24 protein-coding genes are annotated in these 23,126 nt (G+C 36.0%); 17 read left to right on the top strand and 7 right to left on the bottom strand.

What is annotated here, in order from left to right; all coding sequences use genetic code 11:
- Window positions 1-82: 82 nt before the first annotated feature.
- The 3 genes from cccA (at window position 83) to MKX53_RS10485 (ending at window position 2,351) form a co-directional block, all read left to right on the top strand.
- Window positions 83-451, top strand: coding sequence for a cytochrome c550 (cccA, locus tag MKX53_RS10495; RefSeq protein ID WP_093538370.1), 369 nt, complete (start codon window positions 83-85; stop codon window positions 449-451).
- 88 nt (window positions 452-539) lie between these two features.
- Window positions 540-1,229, top strand: coding sequence for a tRNA (adenine(22)-N(1))-methyltransferase (locus tag MKX53_RS10490; RefSeq protein ID WP_340911124.1), 690 nt, complete (start codon window positions 540-542; stop codon window positions 1,227-1,229).
- A 3-nt stretch (window positions 1,230-1,232) separates the two neighbouring features.
- Window positions 1,233-2,351 (top strand): Nif3-like dinuclear metal center hexameric protein, encoded by a 1,119-nt coding sequence (locus MKX53_RS10485; RefSeq protein ID WP_340911121.1) that lies wholly within the window; start codon window positions 1,233-1,235, stop codon window positions 2,349-2,351.
- A gap of 43 nt (window positions 2,352-2,394) precedes the next feature.
- Here the strand turns inward: MKX53_RS10485 and MKX53_RS10480 are convergent, their stop codons facing one another.
- The gene (locus tag MKX53_RS10480; protein WP_340911118.1) at window positions 2,395-3,372 is read right to left on the bottom strand and encodes a 4-hydroxy-3-methylbut-2-enyl diphosphate reductase; all 978 of its coding nucleotides are present in this window, start codon (window positions 3,370-3,372) and stop codon (window positions 2,395-2,397) included.
- Between the two features lie 66 nt (window positions 3,373-3,438).
- Complete coding sequence (gene vrrA, locus MKX53_RS10475) at window positions 3,439-3,945, bottom strand: VrrA/YqfQ family protein (protein ID WP_340762691.1); 507 nt, start codon at window positions 3,943-3,945, stop codon at window positions 3,439-3,441.
- A gap of 104 nt (window positions 3,946-4,049) precedes the next feature.
- On the opposite strand from vrrA, the gene MKX53_RS10470 reads away from it, so the two are divergent.
- The 5 genes from MKX53_RS10470 (at window position 4,050) to MKX53_RS10450 (ending at window position 8,902) form a co-directional block, all read left to right on the top strand.
- On the top strand, window positions 4,050-5,348 hold the full coding sequence (locus MKX53_RS10470) for a DEAD/DEAH box helicase (RefSeq protein ID WP_340911116.1): 1,299 nt from the start codon (window positions 4,050-4,052) through the stop codon (window positions 5,346-5,348).
- Window positions 5,349-5,360: 12 nt separating this feature from the next.
- Window positions 5,361-6,245 (top strand): deoxyribonuclease IV, encoded by an 885-nt coding sequence (locus MKX53_RS10465; RefSeq protein WP_340911114.1) that lies wholly within the window; start codon window positions 5,361-5,363, stop codon window positions 6,243-6,245.
- 637 nt (window positions 6,246-6,882) lie between these two features.
- A complete protein-coding gene (locus MKX53_RS10460) occupies window positions 6,883-7,650 on the top strand; it encodes a metal ABC transporter ATP-binding protein (RefSeq protein ID WP_340911113.1) in 768 nt (255 codons plus the stop codon).
- Window positions 7,647-8,495: a metal ABC transporter permease gene (locus MKX53_RS10455; protein WP_093538378.1), complete on the top strand. Its 849-nt coding sequence runs from the start codon at window positions 7,647-7,649 to the stop codon at window positions 8,493-8,495. The genes MKX53_RS10460 and MKX53_RS10455 overlap by 4 nt, the downstream gene beginning before the upstream one ends.
- Window positions 8,492-8,902, top strand: a complete 411-nt coding sequence (locus MKX53_RS10450) for a Fur family transcriptional regulator (RefSeq protein ID WP_340762687.1) — start codon at window positions 8,492-8,494, stop codon at window positions 8,900-8,902. The genes MKX53_RS10455 and MKX53_RS10450 overlap by 4 nt, the downstream gene beginning before the upstream one ends.
- Window positions 8,903-8,954: 52 nt before the next feature.
- On the opposite strand, the gene MKX53_RS10445 is transcribed toward MKX53_RS10450, so the two are convergent.
- The 5 genes from MKX53_RS10445 to MKX53_RS10425 all read right to left on the bottom strand — a co-directional run bounded on the left by MKX53_RS10445 (window position 8,955) and on the right by MKX53_RS10425 (window position 12,412).
- Window positions 8,955-9,572 (bottom strand): NAD(P)-dependent oxidoreductase, encoded by a 618-nt coding sequence (locus MKX53_RS10445; protein WP_340911112.1) that lies wholly within the window; start codon window positions 9,570-9,572, stop codon window positions 8,955-8,957.
- 160 nt (window positions 9,573-9,732) lie between these two features.
- The gene (locus tag MKX53_RS10440) at window positions 9,733-10,311 is read right to left on the bottom strand and encodes a hypothetical protein (RefSeq protein WP_093538381.1); all 579 of its coding nucleotides are present in this window, start codon (window positions 10,309-10,311) and stop codon (window positions 9,733-9,735) included.
- A gap of 12 nt (window positions 10,312-10,323) precedes the next feature.
- Window positions 10,324-11,448: a flavodoxin-dependent (E)-4-hydroxy-3-methylbut-2-enyl-diphosphate synthase gene (gene ispG, locus MKX53_RS10435; protein WP_093538382.1), complete on the bottom strand. Its 1,125-nt coding sequence runs from the start codon at window positions 11,446-11,448 to the stop codon at window positions 10,324-10,326.
- Window positions 11,449-11,541: 93 nt separating this feature from the next.
- Window positions 11,542-11,862, bottom strand: coding sequence for a hypothetical protein (locus tag MKX53_RS10430; RefSeq protein WP_340911109.1), 321 nt, complete (start codon window positions 11,860-11,862; stop codon window positions 11,542-11,544).
- A gap of 49 nt (window positions 11,863-11,911) precedes the next feature.
- Window positions 11,912-12,412, bottom strand: a complete 501-nt coding sequence (locus MKX53_RS10425) for a DUF1189 family protein (protein ID WP_340911107.1) — start codon at window positions 12,410-12,412, stop codon at window positions 11,912-11,914.
- 171 nt (window positions 12,413-12,583) lie between these two features.
- Here MKX53_RS10425 and MKX53_RS10420 point away from each other — a divergent pair, with 171 nt between their 5' ends.
- The 9 genes from MKX53_RS10420 to phoU all read left to right on the top strand — a co-directional run bounded on the left by MKX53_RS10420 (window position 12,584) and on the right by phoU (window position 22,681).
- Entirely contained in the window at window positions 12,584-14,215 is a 1,632-nt protein-coding gene (locus tag MKX53_RS10420) for a Na/Pi cotransporter family protein (RefSeq protein ID WP_340911104.1), read from the top strand.
- Window positions 14,215-14,694 carry a DUF456 domain-containing protein gene (locus MKX53_RS10415; RefSeq protein ID WP_340913321.1) on the top strand — a complete coding sequence of 160 codons (480 nt, stop codon included), beginning with the start codon at window positions 14,215-14,217 and terminating at the stop codon, window positions 14,692-14,694. Before MKX53_RS10420 ends, MKX53_RS10415 begins: the two co-directional genes overlap by 1 nt.
- A 119-nt stretch (window positions 14,695-14,813) precedes the next feature.
- Window positions 14,814-15,422 carry a superoxide dismutase gene (locus MKX53_RS10410; RefSeq protein WP_093538385.1) on the top strand — a complete coding sequence of 203 codons (609 nt, stop codon included), beginning with the start codon at window positions 14,814-14,816 and terminating at the stop codon, window positions 15,420-15,422.
- Between the two features lie 126 nt (window positions 15,423-15,548).
- On the top strand, window positions 15,549-17,750 hold the full coding sequence (locus MKX53_RS10405; RefSeq protein ID WP_340911102.1) for a peptidoglycan D,D-transpeptidase FtsI family protein: 2,202 nt from the start codon (window positions 15,549-15,551) through the stop codon (window positions 17,748-17,750).
- Window positions 17,751-18,199: 449 nt separating this feature from the next.
- Window positions 18,200-19,177, top strand: a complete 978-nt coding sequence (locus MKX53_RS10400; protein WP_340911099.1) for a PstS family phosphate ABC transporter substrate-binding protein — start codon at window positions 18,200-18,202, stop codon at window positions 19,175-19,177.
- A gap of 258 nt (window positions 19,178-19,435) precedes the next feature.
- The gene (gene pstC, locus MKX53_RS10395; RefSeq protein WP_407691724.1) at window positions 19,436-20,293 is read left to right on the top strand and encodes a phosphate ABC transporter permease subunit PstC; all 858 of its coding nucleotides are present in this window, start codon (window positions 19,436-19,438) and stop codon (window positions 20,291-20,293) included.
- Between the two features lies 1 nt (window position 20,294).
- Window positions 20,295-21,173 carry a phosphate ABC transporter permease PstA gene (gene pstA, locus MKX53_RS10390; protein ID WP_340911094.1) on the top strand — a complete coding sequence of 293 codons (879 nt, stop codon included), beginning with the start codon at window positions 20,295-20,297 and terminating at the stop codon, window positions 21,171-21,173.
- 26 nt (window positions 21,174-21,199) lie between these two features.
- The gene (pstB, locus tag MKX53_RS10385; protein WP_419958589.1) at window positions 21,200-22,003 is read left to right on the top strand and encodes a phosphate ABC transporter ATP-binding protein PstB; all 804 of its coding nucleotides are present in this window, start codon (window positions 21,200-21,202) and stop codon (window positions 22,001-22,003) included.
- Window positions 22,004-22,021: 18 nt separating this feature from the next.
- Entirely contained in the window at window positions 22,022-22,681 is a 660-nt protein-coding gene (gene phoU, locus MKX53_RS10380; RefSeq protein ID WP_093538391.1) for a phosphate signaling complex protein PhoU, read from the top strand.
- Window positions 22,682-23,126: the final 445 nt, after the last annotated feature.

The raw sequence follows: 23,126 nt of genomic DNA, 5'->3' as shown, positions 1-23,126 counted from the left end.
TAGTTTTCTTAAGAATGCAGTACAATATTAATGTTGACTAATTCTATATTAGAAAAGATTGTATTAAAAGGGAGGGTTAATTATGCAAAAAAATCCAATAATTCCATTTATCTTAATTATGGCTTTTGGTATTGGTTTAATTTTCTTCTTGTCTATGGATGGTGTAGGAAACAAAGAAGAAATTGCTGCAACTGAAGAGCATGCAGAAGGAACTGAAGGCGGAGAAGCTTCAGCTGGAGAATTTGATCCAGAAGCTTTAGCTCAAGGGAAATGTATCGGTTGTCATGGTAATAGTTATGAAGGCGGCATGGGTCCAGCTTTAGTTGGAACTGCATTGTCTGAAGACGAAGTAAAAGACGTTTTAGCAAATGGTAAAGGTGCAATGCCAGCAGGATTAGTACCTGAAGAAAACATTGACGCTATGGCGGCATGGGTTAAATCTTTAGAATAGTATGTAACGAAAAGACCTTTGATTCTGTAAAAGAATCGAGGTCTTTTTTCTTTTTTGCTATAATAGTTAATGAAGAGGTGTTGAAACAATGAATGCAAAAAATTTGTCGACTAGACTGAGAACAGTCGCTTCCTTTGTAAAAGAAAATACTACTTTGGCGGATATCGGTAGTGATCATGCTTATTTACCATGTTTTTTGGTACATGAAGGTGTCATTTCTAAAGCTATTGCCGGAGAAGTAGTCAAAGGTCCATTTGAATCTGCTCAAAAACAAGTAATAAGTGAAGGACTTCAAAATAATATTGATGTTCGTTTCGGGAATGGTTTAGAGGTCATCACGGCTAACGACAATGTCCAAACGGTTACTATAGCTGGAATGGGTGGTCCGCTTATAGCTTCTATCCTAGAAACCGGAAAAGAAAAACTTACCACTGTGGATACATTAATCTTACAACCAAATGTTCATGCCAAAGCTATACGAGTGTGGGCTATTCAAGAACAATGGAAGATAGACCAGGAAGTAATTTTAGAAGAACATGATAAAATATATGAAATTCTTGTATTAGTAAAAGGGCAAATGAAACTTTCGGAAAAGGAATTATTAGTTGGACCAATTTTGAGTAAAGATAAATCGCCTGTATATCTAAAGAAATGGACCAATGAAGTAAATGAATGGCAACGGATTGTAGATGAGCTTAACAAATTACAAGGAACTGAAGTACAGCAAAAGAAACAATTACTTGAAAACAAAATTGCCTTAGTAAAGGAGACTTTATAAGCGATGAAGGAAACAAATGGGCAACATATTATTTCCCTTTTCGAACAATGGGCACCAAAGTCTTTGGCAGTTGAAGGAGATCCAGTAGGTCTTCAAATTGGGACTCTTAACAAAACTATAACTAAAGTGTTGGTTACTTTAGATGTAAATTTAAAGACAGTAGAAGAAGCGATTGTAAATGGTTGTGAGCTAATTATTGCTCATCATCCTCCTATTTTTCGCGGATTGAAAAATATGCGAACAGATTTACCTCAAGGCATGTTAATAGAGAAATTGATAAAGCATGATATTGCTGTATATGCTGCGCATACCAATTTAGATATTGCTTCAGGTGGGGTAAATGATCTACTTGTTACTGCTTTGCAACTAGAAAACATAGATATTCTAGAGCAGACTAGCTCTGAACAACTAATGAAGCTAGCGGTCTTTACTCCTAAGGAATCAACAGAGCCAGTTAGAACAGCATTAGCAATTGCTGGTGCTGGTCAAATTGGAGATTACACGGATTGTAGTTTTACTTCAGAAGGAGAAGGAAGGTTCAAACCGTCTAGCTTAGCAACTCCTTTTATTGGACAAGCGAATGAATTAGCAGTAGTAGAAGAAGATAAAATAGAGGTTGTTTTTCCTATTTCTATGAAAAGTAAGGTGTTAAAAGCATTACTGACAAGTCATCCATATGAAGAACCTGCTTATGACTTAATATTGCTAGAGTTAGAAGTCAATGAAAAAGGACTTGGGAGAATTGGAACACTGCCGCAAAGCCAAACATTAGCTGACTACGCAGAAGTAGTTAAAAAACAACTGAATGTACCTTTTGTTCGAGTGGTAGGAAATTTGACGAAGGAAGTTAAGAAAGTTGCTGTTCTTGGTGGAGATGGCAATAAATATATACAGACCGCTAAAAGAGCTGGAGCGGATGTGTTTGTAACAGGTGATTTATATTTCCATGTGGCACAAGATGCAGAAGCTATAGGTTTAGCAGTTATAGATCCGGGTCATCATGTGGAACAAATTATGAAAATTGGTGTTGCGGAGTATATGACTAAGGTTTGTATGCAACACAAACTTGCTGTTGAATTCATCCCATCCAACATTTCAACGGAACCCTTTCAATTGATTTAAAACAATATATACAAAAAAGCTGCTCTATAGTGAGCAGCTTTTTTTATTTAACTGGATAAGGTTCAATTCGATCTACTGGTTTTGGTACTTTAATTTTAGGTAGAATTTTGGATGGTATTGTTTTTTTCGTTGTATCGTGAGTTTCAGGGTCGTTTGGATCATATTTTTCTAAGAATTGAATAACTTCTTTTACTATTGGAGTAGGTGTGGAAGCACCTGCTGTCACTGCAACATGAGAAATATTATCCAACCATTCCAATTGTAGTTCGGAAATGTCGCCAATTCGGTAAGAAGGTGTTCCAGCGATTTCCTCTGAAACTTGTGTCAATCTATTAGAATTGTTACTCATAGGATCTCCAACTACTATTAAAAGTTCGGCATCTCCAGCTTGTTCAGCAACCGCTTCTTGACGAACCTGAGTAGCTAAACAAATTTCTTTATGGACTTCAATATGAGAGAACTTCTCTTCTAATTTCTTCATTAAATCCACAACATCCCATTGAGACATTGTAGTTTGATTGGTAACGAGTAACTTATCGGTCTTAATAGTTAAATTCTCAATGTCCTCTAACGATTGAACTAGATGGACCTTGTCTGGAGCTACACCAATTGCACCTTCTGGCTCTGGATGGCCTTTTTTACCAATATAAATAATGTCATAGCCCTCAGCCGTTTTTTCTCTTATGAGATCATGCGTAACTGTAACATCTGGACATGTAGCATCTATTGAAACAAGGCCCTTTTGACGAGCTAACTCTTTCACTTCTGGTGAAACACCATGTGCGGTAAAAATAACCGTACCTGTATCGACTTTTGATAATATATCTAAGCGATTTTCTCCGTCTAACGTAATTATGCCATCCATCTCAAATGCATCTGTTACATGTTTGTTGTGGACGATCATTCCCAAAATATATATTGGCCTAGGCAGAGAAGTATCTAATGCAGCATTTCGAGCAATTACCATTGCATCCACTACACCATAGCAGTATCCTCTAGGCGAAATTTTTTGAACTAACATTTACGTAACTCCCTTCAATACGAGCATACTCATATTATAACGGAGCGGCTAGACGATTACAAAACTTTAAATTGGAGGCTGGAAAATTCTAGGTATTGATGCTCCGTTTGTTAGAGAAGCAGCAGTACTAGTTGCTCTCGCAGCTGTTGAAGCAGCTGCAGCAGCACCTAAATTACCAGTAACGGCAGTAGTAGCAGCTGGTACAGATTGAAAACCACGGTATAATTTTAACAGTGCCGGTACATTTTGTATCATAGGAGCAAATTGTCTAACCATTGGTGTAAGCTGCTGGGCAGTATTTAAGAATTTGTCGGCTGTTTGTAGGTAACCCATAGTTTTCGATACTGGTTGACCTTGTTGAAAGCCTCCTGTGGGAGCAGCAGACTGAAATTGACTAAAAAAGTTAGTAGCCGGACCTGCAGGTGCAGTTGGTGGTGGAGGAGGGGGAGCAGCCTGATTCCCTCCCCAAAAATCAAAAGAATTATTTGGAACATTCTGAGGACTTGAATTAGACATGCCAAAAAAGTCATTTCCCTGATTTTGGGCAAACGGATAAAAAGATTGGTAACGCATTTTTTCATCTCCTTTCGAACAGCAAAGACTATTATATTCTATGCAAATTGTACGTTTTATGTACAATCGTGGTACAATAAAGAAATGTGAGGGAGTGACGTACAATGTCAAAATATACAGATTATAGTTTTCAGCCTTTTTTATTAGATGCAATAGAAAAATTAGGCTTCCAAGAACCAACGCCAATTCAAAAAGAAATGATTCCACTTGTATTAAAGGGGAAAAGTGCGATTGGTCAAGCACATACTGGAACAGGAAAAACACATAGTTTTTTAATCCCAATTGTTGAAAAAATAGATGCTAGTAAAAGAGAAGTACAAGCAGTTATTACATCACCAACAAGAGAGCTTGCAACGCAAATTTATAATGAGTTGAACAAGCTAGTAGAAGGCACAGATATTCAAACAAAATTATTTATTGGTGGAACGGATAAAGCTCGTTCAATCGAAAAATTAAAAACTCAACCACAAATCGTAGTTGGAACGCCAGGTAGACTTCGTGATCTTACTGTAGAGCAAGCACTACTTGTTCATACAGCAAAAGTTTTAGTTGTAGATGAAGCTGACTTAGCTTTCGATCTTGGCTTTATCAATGAAATTGATCAATTTGCATCTCGTATGCCTGATAAATTAGAAATGTATGTATTTTCTGCTACAATTCCAGAAAAATTACAACCTTTCTTAAAAAAATATATGGATTCACCAGTCCATATAAAAATAGGCGAGAAACGTCGAGTAGCAGAGGGTATTGAATTTATTGTAACTCCGGTTCGAAGCAAATCTAGAAAGAAACGCTTGTTGGATGTAATGGAAGGTATTAATCCATACTTAGCCATTATATTTACAAATACGAAACAACATGCAGACGAAGTAGCGCATTATTTAGAAGGAAATGGTGTCAAAGTTGGTGTTGTTCATGGCGATATTTCACCTCGTGATCGTAAACGTGTGATGAAACAAATACATGAACTCGAATTCCAATATATCGTGGCAACCGATTTAGCTGCTCGTGGTATTGATATTCCTGGAGTAAGCCATGTGATTAACTATGAACTTCCAGATGATTTAGAGTTCTTCGTTCACCGCGTAGGCAGAACAGCTCGTGCTGGCATGACTGGGATCGCAATTTCTTTATATGAACCATCAGACGAAGATGCTTTAGTGCGCCTTGAAAAAATGGGGATTCCACTAGAGCATAAGGATGTCGTTAATGGTGAATGGTCTGAACTTAAAGAACGCCATGCACGTAAAAATCGTACAAAAAATGAAAATGAAATAGATGCAATCGCTAAAGCCCAAGTTCGTAAGCCTAAAAAGGTTAAACCAGGCTACAAACGTAATATGAAATGGGAAATGGATATTGTGAAGAAAAGAGAAAGACGTATTAAAAACCGTAAGAAATAAGGAGTTGTCATCATGTTATTAGGTTCACATGTTTCGATGAGTGGAAAAGAGATGCTACTGGGTTCAAGTAAAGAGGCTGCATCATATGGTGCAAATACTTTTATGATTTATACAGGAGCACCACAAAATACTAGAAGAAAACCAATTGAAGAATTGAATATTGACGCTGGTATCGCTCATATGAAAGAAAATGGGATGTCCAATATCGTCGTGCATGCTCCTTATATCATCAATTTAGGTAATACAACAAAACCTGAGACTTTTGCTCTTGGTGTAGAGTTTTTACAAAAGGAAATTGAAAGAACTGCTCATATAGGTGCTACTCAAATTGTATTGCATCCAGGAGCTCACGTAGGAGCAGGAGTAGAAGCGGGTATTGCAAGAATTGTTGAAGGTTTAAATGAAGTGCTGACAACCGATTGGCCTGTTCAAATAGCTTTAGAGACAATGGCTGGAAAAGGCTCAGAATGTGGTCGCACTTTTAATGAACTGGCACAAATTATCGACGGTGTTGTAAATAATCATCGATTGTCCATTTGCATGGATACTTGTCATATTCATGATGCTGGTTATAATATCGTGGAAGATTTTGATGGAGTCTTAAATGAATTCGATAAAATAATCGGTATTGATCGTTTAAAAGTACTTCATATCAATGATAGTAAAAATGTATGTGGAGCAGCAAAGGATCGACATGAGAACATCGGTTTTGGTGAAATTGGATTTGATGCTTTGCAGTACATTGTGCACCATCCTCAATTGATGGAAATCCCTAAAATTTTAGAAACGCCTTTTGTGGGTGTAGACGCTAAATCGAAGGAAGCTCCATACAAGCATGAGATTGAAATGCTTCGCTCAAAACAGTTTAATGCAGAAGCAATAGATGCGTTGCGCTAACATGCAAGAGCACGTTCTTTTCAAATTAAACGCTGTTTTTAGATGATTACCGAGCTTATTTATAGGGGTGTTGGTTGGTTGTAACGAGATGTTACAACCAACCAACATCTCTTTTTTCGGTAATCTGTGTATGGTGTTTTTCTATATGTCGCCCACTAACTTCGGTGCACAAGAGGCGAGGACGGTGCAGCGTTCATTTGTATCGGAAATCAGTAAGTATTATTGTATTGCAATTACCTATTTAAGAAAGAAATTTTAAGGTATTAACTTCTTTCATCCAAAAGAAGTTGGTGCCTTTTCTTTAATTTCTTTATAAAGTTCCATAGCACGTTGTTCCCCAAGTATTTGTATTAGTTTTTGTTGGATAGCAAGCGGAACCCCAAATAAAAGCCAGGAAAGGGAAATTTCTTTTAGTAATGGATAGACACTTTTTAATTCTTTGTCGGAAATTTCTATATCAAAGCCCTTTACGATTGTCTTAAACTCCTTAATAGAGCATGTTTGTAACTGTTGAACAAATTTATGGATATCCAGAATAACATCCTTCCAAGTAATATTTATTTACACATGGTGCAATATGGACTATACTAATACTTTGTAAATCGTAATCATTCTTAATTAGAATCGAGGAAAAATAATGGGAAGCCCATTGATCAACTTACATAACATTTCGTACCAATACGAGCAAACTAAGGCATTAATCGATATTAATCTTACTATTGCAGAAGGTGACTTTCTTGCGATTATTGGACCTAATGGTTCTGGTAAGTCTACATTATTGAAAATAATACTAGGATTATTAAAACCAACGAGTGGTGAAGTACTTCTTTTTGGTAAGCCAGTTAATCAGTTTAAAGAGAAAGAACGCATTGGGTATGTTTCACAAAAGTCCAATTCGTTTAATACGGGATTCCCGGCAACGGTGACTGAGGTAGTTAGAAGTGGTTTAGTAAAGAAGACAGGGTTATTTCATCGATATCCTGCAAATGTTAACAAACAGGTAAGACAAGCGTTAAAATCAGTCGGTATGGATGAATTTTCTATGAAAAATATTGGCGATCTTTCTGGAGGACAGCAACAGCGTGTTTTTATCGCTAGAGCGTTAATTAGTAATCCAAATGTATTGATACTTGACGAGCCAACTGTTGGAGTAGATAGCAAAAATGTAAAATCTTTTTATAATATGTTAAGTCATTTAAATCGGGAACATAATATTACCATTGTGTTAGTTACCCATGATGTCGATGCAGTATCCAAAAGTATAAGTCACGTTGCTTGTTTGAACCAGCGAATTCATTTTCATGGTTTTAAAAATGAGATGGACCAGATGAGTGATGAACAATTAGAGGCTTGGTATGGTCACTCAGTTCGTAAAGTCGATCATCAAAGTGAGGTAAAATCATGATTGACTCTATTTTTCACTATGAATTTTTACAAAATGCTTTTGCCTCAGGTCTAATCATCGGTTTTATCGCTCCACTATTAGGGGTTTTTATAGTTGTTCGTAGACTTTCGTTAATAGCTGATGCTTTGAGTCATGTAACATTGGCTGGTATTGCTGGTAGCTTATATTTGAGTCAGTCTGTCGGGGCATTGGCCCTATTAAACCCATTATATTTAGGAATAGTCGCATCTGTGACTGGGTCGTTGTTTATCGAGAGATTAAGAAGATTATATAAACACTATGAGGAACTTGCTATACCTATTATCATGTCTGCTGGCCTCGGTTTTGGAGCAATTTTCATCTCATTAGCAGAAGGATTTAGTTCGGACCTATTTAGTTATTTATTTGGTTCCGTATCTGCAGTAAGTCGTCAGGACTTGTGGATTATTATAGGCATTGCGTTAATTGTCATAGTATTTTTAAGTTTATTTTTTAAAGAATTATTTGTACTTTCTTTCGATGAGGAATATGCAAAAGCATCAGGACTTCCTGCTAAATGGATTCATGTATTATTTATGATTGTGACGGCATTAGTTATTGCAGGGTCGATGCGAATTGTAGGTATCTTACTCGTTTCCTCACTTATGACACTGCCGGTTGCTGCTGCTATGCGTATATCCAAAAGCTTTAAACAGGCAATTTTGCTATCTGTTATATTCGGTGAGTTGTCTGTTATTGTTGGATTGGTTAGTGCATTTTATTTGGATTTAGCGCCAGGTGGAACAATTGTTGTTACTTCAATTATCATTTTACTTCTAACTATTTTTTCTAAAAAGATAGGGAGCAAGGGAGCTGTTTCAGGGTGAATATAGAAAAAGCATGGGATATTTTAAAAAATGAAGGATTTAAAAAAACAGATAAACGCGAGCAAATACTAAGCATTTTTACCGAAACGGAAAAGTATATAACTGCTAAAGATATTCTGAATGTGATGAAAAAAGAACATCCCGGGATGAGCTATGATACAATTTATAGAAATTTAAGTACCTTTGTAAATCTGGGTATATTAGAAGAAACCGAGTTAACAGGGGAGAAACATTTTAGAATGCAATGTGAGGCTGATCATCATCACCACCATTTCATCTGTATGTCCTGTGGCAATATTAAAGAAATTCCATTTTGTCCAATGGAAGTATTGCAAAATGCTATACCAGGCTACGAAATTGAAAACCACAAATTCGAAATCTATGGTAATTGCCCATCCTGTCATTAATAAAAAGTAGCGTAGACCAGTATAAGGTCTACGCTACTTTTTTGTATATTGCTTAATCACTCAATCCAACGGATGTATTTTCATATTCCTTGTTCATAAGAGCCTTATATATAAAATCTGCTACATTTGCTCTAGTAATAGTTCTACCTGTGCTTGGCACCCCCGTTAAAGCCTCTTTATAAACACCTGTAAATTCTTTATCGTTCAAACCCATAGGGCGTACTATTGTATAGGTTAAATGATTATTTTTTATATAACGTACTGCATTCGAATGATCAGTTAGCACATTTTTAAGCATTTTTATCATTAATTTGCCCATTAAACCTGGTATCTCATTTTCTATTCCTGCCGAGGCAACATAGACAATGCGTTGGACATTATTAGCGACCATTCCGTCAACAACATTCTTTGTCATCTCTTCTAACTGCGTAGATTTTTTCATACCGGTTGTAGAGCCTAGACAAGAAATAACAGCTTCCTTATCTGCAATAGCTTCTTTAACGGCCGCTTTATCAAAAGCATCACCTTGGATAATAGTTAAACGTTCATGCACTAATTCTAATTTCGAAGGGGACCTCACAAAAGCGGTAACTTCATGTCCTTTATCTAAAGCAAGTTTAGTAAAATGCTTTCCGACACCGCCATTTGCCCCAAATACAATAATATTCATACTCTATTCTCCTTTATATTTAAGATAGCATTGCTCTAGTTATTTTAATGTTAAAAGTAAACAAGTTCTAGCTAATAAAAATAGAGTATAAAACCTCAGGGATTTTATACTCTATTATCTATTTCAGCTGTCCTAACTATTCACATGAAACTCTGAAGTTTTACTTTATAGCCATTGAAAATTCTTTTTCAATCCAGTTATTCGCTTCAATCCAATTATTCACTCGGATAACACGAGATGGAACTGGCAACTGATTATAGGGTGTATTAAATAATATTACGGGAATATCAAGTTCCTCACTAATTTCAACAGCATTATCGTGTTTGTCTTCAAAAAATGCATGAACACCATGTCTACGAGCCGTCTCTATTTTGTTATGTGTGCCAATCAGTTCAATATGATCGTATAACAACTCTTGTTGTTTAAACCAATCTAGTGTAATGTCCATGACATTATCACCACGAGCAGAGATAAAATATAACTCGTATTTTTCTTTCCAAGCAGATAATACAGCGTGTGCATCTGGTTGAATAGGGGATGTGGCATAAATAGTAGCTTCTGCTTTTTTAAACCATTCGTAAAATTCTTTTTGACTTACTGGAAATGCCTTCGTTAAATCATATTCTTTAATATCTTCTAACTGTAAATTACATTTAAATGCTTCGTTAATATGAGGAAGCAAAGAAGTAGGGGATGTTACTGTCCCGTCTATATCGATACCAAATCGTATATTCGTCAATTACACCATTCCTTACACTTGTGTTTTTTCTTGCTTTTGCTGCTCTTCTAGCTCTTTGTTTGCAAAATATTCTGCAGCAAGTTTGTCTATTTCTACTTTAAGTTCTTCGACCATTGTTTCTTCAGGTACTTTACGCACTGTTTTGCCTTTCATGAATAACAGACCTTCACCACGTGCACCTGCGATCCCTATATCTGCCTCACGAGCTTCTCCTGGGCCATTAACTGCACAGCCAAGTACTGCAACTTTAAGAGGGGCTTTAATGTGCGAGATATATTCTTCTACTTCATTTGCAATTTTTATTAAGTCAATTTCAATGCGTCCACAAGTAGGACAAGAAATTAGCGTAGCTGAATTAGAAGATAGTCCGAAAACTTTTAGTAATTCACGCGCTACTTTTATTTCTTCTACTGGGTCTGCACTTAAGGATACACGCATTGTGTTACCGATTCCCATGCTTAAAAGTGTACCTAATCCAGCGGCACTTTTGATTGATCCTGAGAAAAGAGTACCAGATTCTGTAATTCCTAAGTGAAGAGGGTAGTCAAATGCTTCGGATGCTTTACGATAAGCCTCTACAGCCAATGTTACATCCGATGCTTTCATGGAGACGATGATATCATGAAAGTCTAAATCTTCTAGTATTTTAATATGATGTAACGCACTTTCTACCATTCCATCTGCAGTTGGATAACCATATTTTTCTAAAATTTTTCTTTCAAGGGAACCAGCATTTACTCCTATACGAATTGGAATACCTTTTGCTTTAGCTGCATTTACAACTGCTTCCACTTTTTCTTTACGGCCAATATTACCTGGGTTTATACGTATTTTATCAGCACCCTGCTCTATTGCGATAAGTGCTAACTTATAGTCAAAGTGAATATCTACTACTAAAGGAATATTAATGCGTTTTTTTATCTCGCCAATCGAGTAAGCTGCACGTTCATCTGGACATGCGACACGTACGATTTGACAGCCTGCTTCTTCTAAACGTAAGATTTCAGCAACTGTTGCTTCTACATCATGTGTTTTTGTTGTTGTCATACTTTGTATAAATAGCTCGTTGCTTCCACCTATTGTTAAGTTTCCAACTCGTACTGGACGAGTTTTGGAACGATGTATTAATCCGCTCATGAAATTCTCTCCTTCTTGAGGCATATGCCATCACTATTCACCATTTTATCAGTCTTTCCAATGAAATGACAAGAAAGAACGCTCTATTTTACATTATTTACATTCAGTTGACGAAGTATAGGTAGGTAAAAGAACATTTTCGCCTGCTTTAAACGCCTGATTTATAAAATGTGGATTAAGCGTGTAGAAGTCAGTAAATCTCTCCGTATAGGTGATTGTTTCACTAGAAGGATATAGGGCAAATAAAGAATGTAGTGTATCTCCAGCCATAACTTTCACAGTTATATAATCTAACTCTTTCTCACATGTTACTGGTTGAGAGGAGTAGGCTAGTGGGATAGTTCCTTCGATCAAATCTACTTTAATAATATAGAAAGAAACTAGTAATAGAATAGTTGCTACAAATATTTTCATAAGAAAACCCCCTTACTCTAATCTATGCGAGGTAAGGGGGTACTATGTATTATCTTTTCACTGGATAGTATTTAGTCGTTAAAAAGATAATTATCAAAGTTAGTGTATAGATTACTAATTGAAGATAGTTGTTTGAAACTTGTAAAATAGCCAAAATAATAGAGATTATCATTGGAATTGTACTTGCAAAGAGAGTAGTTCTCCAAATATGACGAAATTCACCTTTTCTCTTTCTAAGCAGAAGAATAATACTACCTGTATATGCAAATATACTTATACGAACAAAAATTAACAAAGTGTTTAATACAAATAAAAATATAAAGGAGAATGGATATAAAAGCCATTGAATCTGGGCAAAATATTCTAGTAAACCTTCCATCGATTGTTGTTGGTCAGAAATTCCGTTGATGAAATAAATAAAAGAAATAATGGACATGATAAATATATAACTAAATATATATTGCATTACTTTGCCAATCGGTATAAGTCGAAAAGCAGCCATTTTTTTAGGACTATATAAGCTAGATTTAAATAATTGAAATAAACTCAAATGTTGTCACCCTTTCAATCTCATTCTAACATTAAGCAAATAAAAACATAAAGTAGCATTTGCTTTGTTAAGAAATTGTAAAGAATGTTTTAAACTATTTACAATACGTTGCTGCTTACTGAATAATAGAGAAGTATGTGAAAATTGTCGAAAATGGGAGTTGAGTATAGAGTGGAATTAAATTGGCAGGAAATACTCTTTCAATTTTTTGGTGGGCTGGGTATTTTCTTGTTCGCAATTAAATTTATGGGTGATGGACTTCAAAAAGCTGCAGGCGATAAACTTCGTGATATTTTAGATAAGTATACGACTAACCCATTTATGGGTGTATTAGTAGGTATTATTGTTACGGTGCTTATTCAGTCTAGTTCTGGTACAACAGTTATTACTGTTGGTTTAGTAAGTGCCGGATTCATGAAGCTTAGACAAGCAATCGGTGTAATCATGGGTGCAAATATCGGAACTACTATAACTGCTTTTATCATTGGTATTGATGTCGGTGCTTATGCTTTACCTATTATGGCGGTTGGGGCATTTTTGTTGTTTTTCTTTAAGAAGAATAAAATCCAAAATTTAGGGGAAGTTATTTTTGGATTTGGTGGATTGTTCCTTGGCCTCGAATTAATGAGTGGTGGGATGAAGCCGCTTAGAGAATTGACTACCTTTACTGATTTTACACTTAGTATGAGTGATAGCCCTATTCTTGGATTATTAGCTGGAACAATTTTCACACTAATCGTTCAGAGTTCCAGTGCAACTGTTGCAATTTTACAAGGTCTATATGCAGAAAACCTTCTATCATTATCAGGATCTCTACCTGTTCTATTTGGAGATAATATTGGTACAACAATTACAGCAATACTTGCCTCTCTAGGTGCTTCAGTTGCAGCTAAGCGTGCAGCAGCTACACATGTATTATTTAATGTAGTAGGTAGCATCATATTTTTAATACTGTTGACACCATTTACAATGTATGTCGAGTGGATTTCTGGTGTACTTGATCTGGAAAATAAAATGCAAATAGCATTCGCGCATGGATCATTTAATGTAGCCAATACAATTATTCAATTCCCGCTTATTGGAGCATGGGCTTATCTCGTTACTAAACTTATCCCTGGTGAGGATGTTTCAATCGAATATAAACCAAAACACTTAGATGTTCACTTTATTGAACAGTCACCATCTATCGCTATTGGTCAAGCAAAAGAAGAAATATTGCGAATGGGTGCATTAAGTGTGCAAGGACTAGAAACGACATACGCTTATTTAAAAACAAACCTTAAAAAAGATGCAGATTTAGGTTATCAAATAGAAGATGCATTAAATAACTTAGATCAAAAAATTACAGATTATTTAGTGAAAATCTCATCACAACCTTTATCAGTACAAGATTCTAACAGACATAATATATTAATGGACACAGTTCGGGATGTAGAAAGAATTGGAGATCATTTTGAAAATATCATAGAATTAGTCGATTATAAAGAAGTGAATCGTTTAATCCTTACGGAAGATGCTATAAAAGATGTTTCGGAAATGTTCGAGCTTACAATAGAAACTGTTTCTATATCATTGGAAGCATTAGATACGAGCAATGTCGAATTGGCGAAAAAAGTGTCAGAACAAGAAAATGTAATTGACAAAATGGAACGTCAGTTTAGAAAAAATCATATTCTACGTGTGAACCAAGGAACTTGCTCTGGACAAGCAGGAATTGTTTTTGTTGATATTTTAAGTAATTTAGAACGTATAGGCGATCACGCTTCCAATATTGCGGAAACTGTATTAGGTAAAAGAATATGATAGATATAATTGGTTGGATAGTAATCATTTTATGTTTTATCGTTGCTTTTATCGGCACGTTTTATCCTATAATCCCATCGGTTGTGTTTATGCTACTGGGATATGTTGTATATGGATTATTTTTCTCCTTTGCAGAGCTGACCTGGTTGTTTTGGGTAATTCAAATTCTTTTTGTTGTATTACTATTCGGAGCGGATATGGCGGCAAATGCTTTTGGAGTGAAAAAGTTCGGAGGGACCAAAGCGGGAGTGTGGGGAAGTACTATTGGGCTCCTTTTTGGCCCATTTGTTATTCCTGTAGCGGGTATTTTAATAGGACCCTTTATTGGTGCTGTCTTGGCAGAACTGATTGTGACACGGCTCGGTTTAAAACAAGCGTTTAAATCGGGAGTAGGTTCTTTAATAGGATTTTTAACTTCTTCAGTAGTAAAGATTATTGTTTTAGTGATAATGCTTATTGTGTTTATATTCTTTGTGTAAGTTCAGTCAAAAGTATGATTATAATTATTTTAGTCGATTTTAATTGAACGATTGTTCATAGTTTGATACGCTAATACATGGAAAGAATTTTCTAAAATATTCTTTAGGAGGAAACAATAATGGCATATGAATTACCAGAATTACCTTACGCATATGATGCACTAGAACCACATATCGACAAAGAAACGATGAATATTCATCACACTAAACACCACAATACTTACGTGACTAACGTAAATAACGCACTTGCAGATCATTCGGATCTACAAGGCAAATCAGTGGAAGAGTTAATCGCTAATTTAGACGCTGTTCCAGAAGCAATCCGTACTGCAGTTCGCAACAATGGTGGCGGACATGCTAACCACTCATTATTCTGGCAAATCTTATCTCCAAACGGTGGCGGAAATCCAACAGGAGAATTAGCTTCAGCAATCGACGCTAAATTCGGTAGCTTCGACGCATTCAAAGAAGAATTCGCTAAAGCTGCTACAACACGTTTTGGTTCAGGTTGGGCTTGGTTATCAGTAGCTAACGGAGAATTAGAAGTTTCTTCTACAGCAAACCAAGATTCACCGATTATGGAAGGTAAAACTCCATTATTAGGTTTAGATGTTTGGGAACATGCTTACTACTTAAACTATCAAAACCGTCGTCCAGACTACATCGGTTCTTTCTGGAATGTAGTAAACTGGGATGAAGTATCTAAACGTTTCACTGCTGCAAAATAAGAATTTTGCTAAAGTAACGTAACATCTATAATAATTGAAACTTTGCACACACTTTTTCGTCTAAAAGTGTGTGCTTTTTATGTTACACTGTTCATATGTAAATTATTTAATAAAGAAGGTGAACTCATGCGAAAAATTCCAAATAAACGTGCACAAAATATGAAGGCTAAACAACGAGCAAATATTACATTTCGTATGAACATACTATTTTTCTCGATATTTATCCTCTTTACTATGCTAATACTCCGATTAGGCTATCTCCAAATTGTTAAAGGTGAAGATTACACCCGAGAATTAGCCCGTACCGAGGAAGTACCAGTAAACACTAGTGTTCCCCGTGGTCGTATTTTCGATAGTGAAGGACGTATAATGGTTGATAATCTTCCACAGCGAGCTATTACATATACCAAAATGCAAACAACAAAATCCGAAGATATGTATGAAATTGCAGAAGAACTAAGTCTTTTAATAGAAAAAATACCAGCAGGAATTACAAAGAGTGATTTGCAGGACTTCTGGTTAAAAGAAAATCCAGAGGAAGCTCTCGAGTTAGTGAGTGATAAAGAGAGAAAAAAAATAGAAGCAAATGAAGACTTAGACAAAAAAGAGAAAAGTAAAGAAATCAACCGTTTAACTAGAAGCAGAATTACGGAAGAACAACTGAATTCATTTACTCCCGAACAATTAGAAATCATTGCTATTTATCGAGTGATGGCTTCTGGTTATGCATTATCTCCACAAATTATTAAAGGAGATGACGTAAAGGAAGAAGTTTCAGTGGAAGAATTTGCGCGGGTTTCTGAAAGACTTGGAGACTTAGAAGGAGTAAATACCACGACAGATTGGCGTCGAGTGAAAAATTCATCACTGGCTATCCTAGGCACCACAACACTACCGAAAATAGGTATTCCTAAAGACCGCTTAGATTATTTTCTAGCTCGTGATTATTCTCGAAATGATCGGGTTGGTACAAGTTATATTGAACAACAGTATGAAGAAGTTCTTCAAGGTCAAAAAAGTGTTGTAAAAAATATAACGGATGGAAAAGGAAGAGTAATTGATATTCAAACTGTTTTTGAAGGAGAGCCAGGCAAAGATTTAGTGTTAACAATGGATAGTGAAGTTCAATTAGCACATGAAGAAATTCTTGCAAAAGAACTACTTAAATATAGCAATAGCTATGGTGGTAAGTATTTAGAGCATGCTTATTTTATAATGATGGATCCTTACACCGGTGAGGTGCTTTCCCTTGTAGGAAAACAAGTCGGGCGTAATGAAAAAACGGGAGCAAAGGAAATTCAAGACTACGCATTTGGTGCATTTACCAATGCATATGAAATGGGATCCACTGTTAAGCCCGCTACAGTACTTACAGGATATCGCGAAGGTATATATTCCATTAATGGTACGTTAGTTGATGAACCTATCCGTATAAAAGGCTCAGCACCTAAGAGCTCCGTATTTAATAGGTCTGGCAGTATTCGTGTAAGTGATTTACAAGCGTTGGAGCGTTCTTCCAATGTATTTATGTTTAAAACTGCGTTTGGAGTAGCTGGTAAAAACTATGTGCCTAATCAGTCTATCAATTTTGGAACGGAAGCCTTTCTTAAAATGAGAAGTGGTTATGCTCAGCTTGGACTTGGTTCATTAACTGGTATTGATCTGCCTGGAGAGGTAAACGGGGAGACAGGTGGATTTGCAGATGGTAAGCTACTTGATCTGAGTATTGGTCAGTATGATACGTACACTACATTGCAGCTTGCGCAATTTGTTTCAACCATAGCAAACGGAGGAAACAGAATTCAACCTCATGTAGTCAAAGAGATTAGAGAACCTTCTGAAGATGGTGTTCAATTAGGGTCAGTAGTAAAAGAAATGACTCCAATCATTTTAAATACTGTAGATAACTCACGTGCAGAAATAGAACAAGTTCGTAAAGGTATGCAACGTGTCTATTTTGGTGACAAAGGAACCGCTAGAGGTGCATTTGCAAACGCTCCATTTACAGGTGGGGGGAAAACAGGAACTGCCCAAGCTAGCGAGTTTGATGCAGATTTATGGCAAACATTGAAAACTGTAAATTTAACGCATGTTGGTTTCGCACCATATGATAATCCTGAAATTGCATACGCACTTGTTATCCCAGATGCTTCCTTAGAATCATCATACAAAACCAATTTTTCTACAGCAATAGCAAAAGAACTTGTGGATAAATATTTTGATATTAAGAAAAAAAATAAAGAGACAACCGAAATTGATTCCACTTCTACCTCTCTTATAAAACCCGCATTTACAAATGCTAAAATTGATGAAGAAGAAAACGAATAATATAATTTCTTTATAAACAAAAAAGGAAGTGACGAGATTACTTCCTTTTTTAATAAGAATAAGAAAGTATATAAAAGCAAAGCGTTCTTCTTGAAGTGGGAAATCAATGGCATATCTACATTACTGTTATTTAAAACCGGGCATCTTTTTGCTCGGTTTTTTTATAGCATAAAAGATTTGTGACTGTTAGAAAAAAACTGCTAACTCAACAAAGTTAGGGTACGCGCTAGAAGGTGGAAATTTATCTTCTGGCGCTTTTTTATGTCTAGAATCTTTTTTTCTTCTATATAAAAGTTTTTTACCTTAAGCATTTGCTTTGAACTCTCAAATTTACTCTCACCCCTATTTACAAAAGCTTTACACTCCATTCATACGGTCTAAATATAGAACCTATAAAGTAAATCTTGTAAGTAAAAGAAAACAAAACAACACATAGGGGGATTTACCTGATGAAAAGCTGGAAGTATTTAATGATGACAACAATGGTTGGTTCGGCACTGGCACTAGGAGCTTGTGGAGATGATTCAACTGCAGATGAAGTTGAAAATGAAACTGGTACAGAAGAAGCAGCAACAGGTGAAACTCAAGATGAAGCAACTTTAGAAGGACAAGTATCCGGTGATGGATCAAGTACTGTAGCACCGATAATGGAAGCACTTGTTGAAGAATACGCAGCTGTACAAGAAAAAGTTAAAGTAACTGTGGGTGTATCGGGAACTGGTGGGGGTTTTGAAAAATTCATCGCTGGCACAACAGATTTCTCTAATGCATCTCGTCCGATTAAAGATGAAGAGAAAGCAGAATTAGAAGCAGCAGGAATTGATTATACAGAATTTAAACTTGCAAACGACGGTTTAACAGTTGTAGTAAGTAAAGATAACGATTGGGTTGAAGATGTAACAGTGGAAGATTTAAAGAAAATGTGGATTGAAGATGGAACAACAAAAAAGTGGTCGGATATTAATGCTGAATGGCCTGATGAAGAAATTATCTTCTACTCCCCTGGAACAGATTCAGGAACATATGACTATTTTGATGAAGTAATTTTGGATGAAGCTGACCTTGTAAAAGCAGCAACACTTTCAGAAGATGATAATGTTCTAGTACAAGGTGTTCAAGCGGATAAAAATGCAATTGGCTTCTTCGGTTACGCTTACTACCTAGCAAACCAAGATACATTAAAAGCAGTGAAAATTGAGGGTGTTGAGCCAAATAACGAAACAATTGAATCTGGAGAATATTCTCCATTATCTCGTCCATTATTTACGTATGTAAGTAACAAAGCACTAGTAGAAAATGCTGCGTTATATGATTTTATGGAATATTCTCTTGAAAATGCTGGAGATATGGCTGAAGCGGTTGGCTATGTTCGTCTTCCAGATACTGAATACGAAAAGGGTCTATCTACTCTAGAAGCTTTAAAATAAGCGAGTAAAAATTGTAACTTCAATTTGTGAGAGATGTACTTTACTAATAAGGGTTGAAGCATGTGCTATTACAGCCTGTTATACCGGGAAAATTGGTAAACGGAAAAGGTGTGGAATGGGTAGCTTCTGCTACTCATTTCTTGCGTTTTGGTAAAAGGGGGATTCACCGTGGGTCAAAAGCAAAGGGCTGACAAGCTTTCAGTACAAGAGCTTATTCAAAATTCAAGTGGTAAAAAGCAGAGAAAAATAATAGAAAAGATGATTCCAATCATCCTTTTATTGATTGCTTCTGTATCTGTACTAACGACATTTGGTATTGTTGGAACACTAATTGTTGAAACGGTCATATTTTTTAAAGAAGTAAAAATACCTGACTTCTTATTTGGTACCGAATGGTATCCATTTGCAAATACTGAACAATTATTTGGAATACTACCACTGATAGTGGGAACTTTAAAAGTTACTGCTATTGCGGTTGTAGTTGCTGTACCCTTTGGTATTGCTTCAGCAATATTTTTGAGTGAGTATGCAACTGATAAAAGTAGAAGAATTATTAAACCTGTTTTAGAAGTGTTAGCAGGAGTTCCAACTATTGTATATGGATTCTTTGCTTTAACATTTGTTACACCTTTACTTCAACAATTTATACCGGATTTAAAAATCTTTAATGCGCTAAGCCCCGGTATAGTTGTAGGGGTTATGATTTTACCAATGATCGCATCCTTATCAGAAGATGCAATGTCCTCTGTACCGAATTCGATACGAGAAGGCGCTTTAGCCATGGGTTCTACTAAATTAGAAGTAGCATTAAAGGTAGTTCTACCAGCTGCACTTTCAGGAATAACAGCTTCGGTAGTTTTAGCAGTTTCAAGGGCAATAGGTGAAACAATGATTGTTTCTTTAGCTGGTGGCTCTACACCAAAATTCGATTTAAATATTACAGAATCAATTCAAACAATGACAGCGTATATTGTCCAAGTTTCTTCAGGTGACGCAGGTTACGGTACAACTATTTATTATTCGATCTATGCAGTTGGATTTACGCTATTCCTCTTTACTTTGTTAATGAACTATCTTGCTCACGTTATTTCCAAAAAGTATCGGGAGGAATATTAATATGAGATATGTGAATCATGAAGCAGTAGTAAAGAAAATGAATAAACGATTAATAGTAAATGGTATATTCAAAACTATCTTTTTAGCAGCAACGTTATTTGCATTATTAGTTTTGGGAGTACTGTTCTACCGCATCATCTCCCAAGGGGTAGGTTATTTAACTCCTGAATTCTTCCAAAACTTTGGATCTCGTGTACCCGAAAAAGCCGGTATTAAAGCAGCGCTAGTTGGCTCAATATGGTTAATGTGTGTAGTTGCTCCAGTATCTATTATTTTGGGAGTTGGGACAGCTATTTATCTGGAAGAATACGCTACAAAAAATAAGTTGAATAATTTTATACGAATGAATATCTCAAACTTAGCAGGAGTTCCTTCTGTTGTATTCGGTTTACTAGGGTTAACAATTTTTGTTCGAGCATTAGCACTGGGAAACAGTGTATTAGCTGCTGGCTTTACAATGAGCTTATTAATACTGCCAGTAATAATTGTAGGGTCGCAAGAAGCAATTCGAGCAGTTCCACAAGATGTGCGTGAAGCTTCCTACGGTATGGGAGCTACAAAATGGCAAACAATCATTAATATTGTATTGCCTTCAGCTATACCGGGAATAATAACTGGGGCAATTTTAGCACTTTCACGTGCAGTTGGAGAAACAGCTCCTTTGGTAGTAATTGGTATCCCAGTAATTGTTCACTTTCTACCCGATAATTTACTTAGCCAATTTACAGCTTTGCCAATGCAAATTTATGATTGGGCAAAAAGGCCGCAAGAGGCTTTCCAATACGTTTCATCTGCAGGTATTCTCGTACTTATGATATTCTTGCTTCTGATGAACTCGGTTGCTATATTTATTCGAAATAAATTCCAAAAACGCTATTAAATACGATGAATATTAGGAGGAACTAAATGATGGTACAAACGTTGGAAAAAGGGTCCGCAAAACAAATGGTAGCTTCTAGCATTGTTTACGATACGCAAAAGTTAAACTTATGGTACGGGAATCATCACGCGCTAAAAAACATAGATTTACAAATTAAGGAAAATGAAGTAACTGCTATAATAGGGCCATCGGGTTGTGGTAAGTCAACATATATTAAAACGTTGAATCGTATGGTAGAATTAGTGCCAACGGTTAAAACATCCGGAGCAATCCTATATCGTGAACGAAATATCTTTGATGCAAATTATGGAGTTGAAGAGTTACGTACAAAAGTAGGAATGGTATTTCAAAAGCCTAATCCTTTTCCTAAGTCCATTTATGACAACATTGCGTATGGACCTAGAATTCATGGTATAAAAAACAAAAAGGTTTTGGATGAAATTGTAGAGAAAAGTTTACGCGGTGCTGCCATATGGGAGGAAGTTAAAGACCGATTAACTACAAATGCCTATAGCCTATCAGGTGGTCAGCAGCAACGCATATGTATCGCTAGATGTCTTGCAATAGAGCCAGATGTTATACTAATGGATGAACCAACATCTGCACTAGATCCAATTTCTACACTTAAAGTAGAAGAACTCATACAAGAATTGAAGCAAGACTATTCCATCATTATAGTGACGCATAATATGCAACAAGCAGCACGTATATCGGATAAAACAGCATTTTTCTTAAATGGAGAAGTGGTTGAATTCGATAAGACAGATGTTATTTTTTCAACGCCTGAAGATAACCGTACAGAAGATTATATATCTGGGCGTTTTGGATGATGAAAGGGGTAATTTAAAATGGTTGGAAGAGAGAAGTTTGATGCAGATTTAAACTTTGTTCAATCTTTGTTACTAGATTTAAGTAATGCAGCTATTGATAATTTAGATAGCTCAATGAATTTTCTTTTTCAGAAAAATATTGAAGGTGCTCTAGCTATACTCGAAAATGATGAGCATATTAACCGTATGGAAGAAGAAATAAATGATCGAGTAATTTTATTGATAGCAAAACAACAACCGGTAGCTACTGATTTACGTAGACTAATGGTACTTGTCAAAATTGCAGCTGATATGGAGCGGATTGGTGATTATGCATGTAATATTGCGAAGGAAACAATTCGTATAGGAAAAGACGAGCATATTGAGCCTATTGTTTTGCTTGATGAAATGCGCAATAAAACGATTAAAATGCTTAAACAAGTTCTGGATGCCTTTACAAACGAGAACATGGAAGAAGCTAAAACTATAGCCAAATTAGATGATGAAGTAGATGAAATGTATGGGCATATTATTAGAACCTTGCTCAACACAGGAGTTAATAATCCTGCTCAACTAAGCCAAGTTACTCAATTATCTTTTGTATGTCGTTATTTAGAACGATCAGCAGACCATGCAACTAATATTGCAGAACGCCTTTTATATTTATTAAAAGGGAAACATTACGAGTTAAATAATTAAATAAGTGATTGTTAAAAAACGGTAGATACCTAAATGGTGTCTACCGTTTTTTAAAAGATTTAACGTATAAAATTTTGAGCATTTGACTCAGATATCCAGGTATTAAAAAAGATCAATAAAATGATATTACTGATTTCCGTTTCAGGTGGAGAACAAAGGCTAAGACCGCCACGTCCTGTGGCAACGCCTTTGTGACCAACATTCTGTTGGCCTCCGTGGCCTTGGCTTCAGCCTCCTAGTATAATTTCTCTAGTTACCCAAAATTCACTAACATATTTCTAAGAGTTATAGGAAGACGATGGACAGGCAAACGCCTTAAGATTACCGAAAAAAAGGGTGCTACTTTGTTGTGACAACCATCACAAAAAACCAGCATCCCTAAAATTTCTCGGTAATCATATAGCAAAACTTCTGTCCAAAGTCCTTCGAAAACAATAAAAACACG

It is taken from the genome of Psychrobacillus sp. FSL K6-4615 (assembly GCF_038008225.1).
In the GTDB taxonomy this organism is placed as follows: Bacteria; Bacillota; Bacilli; order Bacillales_A; family Planococcaceae; genus Psychrobacillus; species Psychrobacillus psychrotolerans.
Note: the sequence above shows the minus strand (reverse complement) of the source record. Positions and strands in the feature narration are given on the sequence as shown.